5 protein-coding genes are annotated in these 4493 nt (G+C 45.8%); all 5 read left to right on the top strand.

The genetic code is table 11. From position 1 onward, the window contains the following. The coding region (locus tag E6C55_RS34045; protein WP_211093700.1) for a hypothetical protein at positions 1–395 on the top strand (395 nt) is incomplete at its 5' end. Beyond that, on the top strand, positions 395–1393 hold the full coding sequence (locus E6C55_RS33010; protein WP_230986973.1) for a hypothetical protein: 999 nt from the start codon (positions 395–397) through the stop codon (positions 1391–1393). The genes E6C55_RS34045 and E6C55_RS33010, both read left to right, overlap by 1 nt. A 141-nt stretch (positions 1394–1534) precedes the next feature. Next, the gene (locus E6C55_RS33005) at positions 1535–1927 is read left to right on the top strand and encodes a hypothetical protein (RefSeq protein ID WP_136374089.1); all 393 of its coding nucleotides are present in this window, start codon (positions 1535–1537) and stop codon (positions 1925–1927) included. Next, positions 1924–2604, top strand: a complete 681-nt coding sequence (locus E6C55_RS33000) for an ATP-dependent DNA helicase (RefSeq protein WP_136374088.1) — start codon at positions 1924–1926, stop codon at positions 2602–2604. Before E6C55_RS33005 ends, E6C55_RS33000 begins: the two co-directional genes overlap by 4 nt. A 996-nt stretch (positions 2605–3600) precedes the next feature. Beyond that, the gene (locus E6C55_RS32995) at positions 3601–3987 is read left to right on the top strand and encodes a hypothetical protein (RefSeq protein WP_136374087.1); all 387 of its coding nucleotides are present in this window, start codon (positions 3601–3603) and stop codon (positions 3985–3987) included. Positions 3988–4493: the final 506 nt, after the last annotated feature.

The following is a 4493-nucleotide window of genomic DNA, read 5'->3' as shown; positions in this document are numbered from 1 at the left end:
TGCGGTACGGGTTCGGCTACGCCCTCCACCCGGTCACCTACTGGAAATTCACTTCGTTCCTTTTCAGTCGTCCGGATCAACTGGAAAAAGAACAAAATGATCTTACAAGTACGATTATACGAGGAGATCCATATTGGTATGAGTGGTCAGTGGGACAATCCTATATCATAGATATGCTAAATCCTGATTCAGGGATTGATTCTGTCGTATTACAATCAAATGACATTCAAGGTTTAGACGATGTAATTGTTAATCGAAAAGATGGAGTAAAAGAAGCATACCAGATTAAGCATACTCGTACTATGGATACAATCACCTTTGGAGATTTGGTGGCAATGGATACAAACGGCGACTCACTACTAAAAAATATTGTACTATATAGGGGGATAATATAATGGCATCCGTCACACAAAGAGTAGAAAAATTCAAACAGCCTTATGGAGGCTTTTTAAGCCCAAACGATTTTACTAAAACGTTTTTCGATGATGGGGTCGTGTTGTTCTCAGAGGAGAATATAAATGCTGGTTTAGTGGGGATAGCGGTAGATTATCTGATTCGCTTCATGACTGGAACCTCTGCAGAAGAGGCATTCAAGATTTCTTTGATTGGTTCTCAACACATGAAACAAGAAAATAAAGCAAAAGAATTCTTAAATCACATAAAGGGCTTGGATGATCAATCCATAATTTATGCTTGTAAACTCGTAGGTTATGACGTGTGCGCTAGGGTGGGCCCAATCAGGTATACGCCAGTAGAAGACATTAATCCCGATGAAAATACTGTGTCTAACATTCGTACAATGGTGAATAGGAGCCTTTCTTTCTGGGAACATTCGGGACCAGTTATTAAGGAAGGGTTCACTTTTGAATTAGCTTACACAGCGACGATTACGACCGGCGACGGGGATTATCTGACAGAAGATACTTTGTGGGATTTAAAGATATCTAAGTATCCTCCAACAAGTAAGCACACTTTGCAATTGTTAGTCTACTATATTTTGGGTCTTCGCTCAATTCATTCGGAGTTCCAAAATATAAAAAAAATAGGTATCTACAATCCAAGGCTTAACATATCCTATTTGTTAGAAAATTCAAAGATTGATTCTTCCGTGATAAAAGATGTAGCTACATATGTTGTAGGTGTTCATTCGCCCCTCGAAAGGCTTGAGGCCCACATGCACGCCAAGGAGTGGGTACTCGTGTCTCCAAACGGCGAGACGTATCGTTTCCGCAATCTTAATCACTGGCTGCGTGAGCACCAAGATTTGCTGGATGGTACAGTCACTCAAGCCTCGGCCGGTATAAGAAAGATCAAATACTCCTTACAGGGCAAACTGAAGAATAAGTCGTACCATTGGAAAGGGTGGCAACTCCTAGAGTGGGGCGACAATTAAAGTGACGATTCCCAGTGCGTAAATCCGCGTTTTGGCCCAGTACCAGCGTAGCTGACACCAGGGACAGCATTTGTAAATAAATGTTAGTATTTAGGCTTGGGAAGTTCCTTTTTGAAGGGAGTTTAGACTGAGAGAAGGGAAATTTGCTTCCAAGAGGAAGTAGACTGCCGCAAAGAGAAATGCCCGTTCGCGGACGGATACTACGACCGAGTCAACGAAGCCATTCTGAATCTGTTGGATAACGAATTGATCATCCGTCGTGATGTCATCGAGCAGTACGCGCGCAAGCATTGCGTATGTCCGTTCGAGCTGTCGCTGGACGCGGCGTATGGGGCGGATGCGGTCATTTGCGATTATAACTATTTGTTCGATCCGCGTGTTTCCTTGAAAAGGCTGACCGGCGAGCACAAGCGCAACACCGCACTGCTTGTGGATGAGGCGCACAATCTGATCGACCGCGCGAGGGAGATGTATTCAGCCGGGCTCGACAAGCGCAATTTCTTGGATATTTTCAGCGTGCGTTCAAAGGCGTGAACGCGGACGTTCACGCGGTCGCCAAAGCGATCAACCAGTGGTTCGTCGAAGCTCGCAAGCGAGCGGACGGCAAAGCGATCGTCGACAAGGAGCCTCCGGAGGCGTTGTTGGCGCTTGTAGACGCGTTTCTTGTGACTGCGGAGAAGGTACTGACGGTGGGGGCGGGGGCCGAAAGCGTAAAGCTGCTGCTGGATAGCTATTTTGCTGCGCACAGCTTTGCTCGCATCGGTAAACTGTACGATGAGAGCTACGTCACATATGTGGAACCGGATCGCAACGATGTACGGGCAAAGATGCTGTGCCGGAACCCGTCCAGACTGCTAAAGCAGATGGGCAAAGGTTTTCGAGCACACGTATTTTTTTCGGCGACGTTGTCCCCGTTGAACTATTTCATGGACATGCTGGGCGCGGAGGAAGAAGATTATTCGGTCACGATCGATTCTCCGTTTGCGAGAGAGCAATGGGAGGTATCCATCGTGCCGCTCTCTACGCGGTATGTGGACAGGGAAGCCACGAAGGATGCCTTGGTCGCGAAGCTGGTGGAGCTGACCGGCAAGCGGGTCGGCAACTTTCTTCTCTTTTTTCCGTCTTATGCGTATATGAACGGGATATACGAAGATTACTTGGTGGCGATCGACCGCGAACAGACCAACACGCTGCTGCAGACGCGAACATGACGGACGATCACATAAACGGGAAAAGATCAAGGCAACGGTGACAAAGTGATTCAAATATTATGTCACTGAATTTGTGTCATTTATGTCTGGACATTTATGTCGTTAGACATATACGAAATCTTGGTATATAAGGGCTCGTGCCGATCTATTAACATATGTATAAAATACGGGTTTTGTGAAGAAGTAAAGCAATAAGCACCAGGAGGCGCCGTGGATACTCATGACTACCATGCCGCACGTCTGTTGGCGGCCATCGAAAATTGCAGGCTTTATGTGCCGGCATTACGCCGACTCGGCGCTAATTTCCAAGTATGACCAGGCACTTAACTATGCTAAACGTCAATATCCGATCCTGGAGAAGTCCGCAGTCGCATTAACCTCTCATGATCAACGGCTGATCTCGCGCCGTGTCTCTATCAGCCTTCGCGCCGATCAGTGAGCCCGTATCGAGGTTTTTGAAATAGATCACTTTTTTCAAAAAAGTGGCTTTGATTAAGGAAGCCTAAATAAAATAAGTAATTATTTACCAAATAATACCTTTTCTCCGATCTGTCTCATAATTCGCTGGAAGCTTCTGCAGAAGAACAACAGTATAAGCTGTCCGGAACGCCAGTGTAGGACCCCGTAGGGGTTGATGGGCGCTTCTTACCGCTCACCCTCCCCTATCCCCTTCAAACAGGGCTACCCCGGCGAGGGATTCGGGGTTTCCATGGGGATGAATCTCTGGCGATGGTCACCGCTTCTGCTAAGCCTGGTTTTAATCCCACTTCTGGTTCGTCCCTTTCATTTCCTTCCCCACATTTATGAATTTGAGCGTCCTTTGCTGTAGCACGTCAGTTACGGCATCTTCTCTTGGCGCTAAGAGTCGAATGTCTACCGCCTCATGATGGAAGTGCATCGCAACAAAATGATTTTGAAACAGGTATTGGTCAGGCACCTAATATTCTGATATCAATACAATTAATAATGAATATTATTCAAAGGAGAGGTTTTGTGATGAAGCAAATAAGAAACGAGGTCGCAAGCATTAGCGCACGTCCACCTACAGTGGAGCAAATCAAGTACTATGAAATGCTCGTAAATAATGACAACTGGCGAGATTTTATTTGGAAAAATTGCAATGGACCTTACTTACCTTTACTGCCGCCTCAATTTTGCAAGCAAGTAACACCAGATAATAAATTCTGTAATTGTTGCATAGGTGCATGGTCTATTGTGATATCGAGGACAGATCCCGCAGGTTTTATTATGGTGAATTTAGTCGGAATCACTAAGATCAATACAAGTGGAAGTATTCATTATGTTGAAGGATATATCTATCCTAATTTAAACAAAATTCAAATCTTACCCGCGAATGTTATGCATATCGGGTGTACTGAGTAAGTTTTGCAACTTCTCTAGCCCGCCTCCGCCAGAGTAACTCAACGTCGGCTTAGTGAGGAATGCCATGCTCTGGATGATCCGTTCCAGAGCGCCTTGGCGTGACTTGCCGGACTATTTCTTTAGTTGCCTTTTTGAAGCTGGCTTCTTCCATGATTTGGTTTTGAAAACACGCCCTAGGCGGTGCCACGGCTCGCAACGGCCTTTCGAAAATGAATAATTATTGAGAACACGAAAATACTATATGACGACTAAATTCGATGGAGGGCTGAAATGGAAAACAGATCACTTTCTGCAGTTGCAATAACGACGCAGTCCATTAAGTTGTTTTTAGCAGAGCTGGGAAATGCTATTTCGTCTTCGCTAGACGTTCTTGGGTTACAGTGTCGCCGCTCACTTCCGTTGACGGAAGCAGAGCGGCGATTTTTCATATCCACTGACGGAGCGAGTTGGCTATAATTGGCGGAGGGGCAGCGTGAGATTACCGACAATCATAGGGGGTACGGCGG

Origin of the sequence: Cohnella fermenti (assembly GCF_004801405.1) — a bacterium.
GTDB lineage: Bacteria > Bacillota > Bacilli > Paenibacillales > Paenibacillaceae > Cohnella > Cohnella fermenti.
This window is presented reverse-complemented; position numbering and strand designations above follow the sequence as displayed.

Excerpts from the sequence above, each read along its gene's own strand:
- E6C55_RS32995 (WP_136374087.1), top strand. The coding sequence starts at position 3,601 with ATGAAGCAAATAAGAAACGAGGTCGCAAGCATTAGCGCACGTCCACCT.
- E6C55_RS33010 (WP_230986973.1), top strand. The coding sequence starts at position 395 with ATGGCATCCGTCACACAAAGAGTAGAAAAATTCAAACAGCCTTATGGA.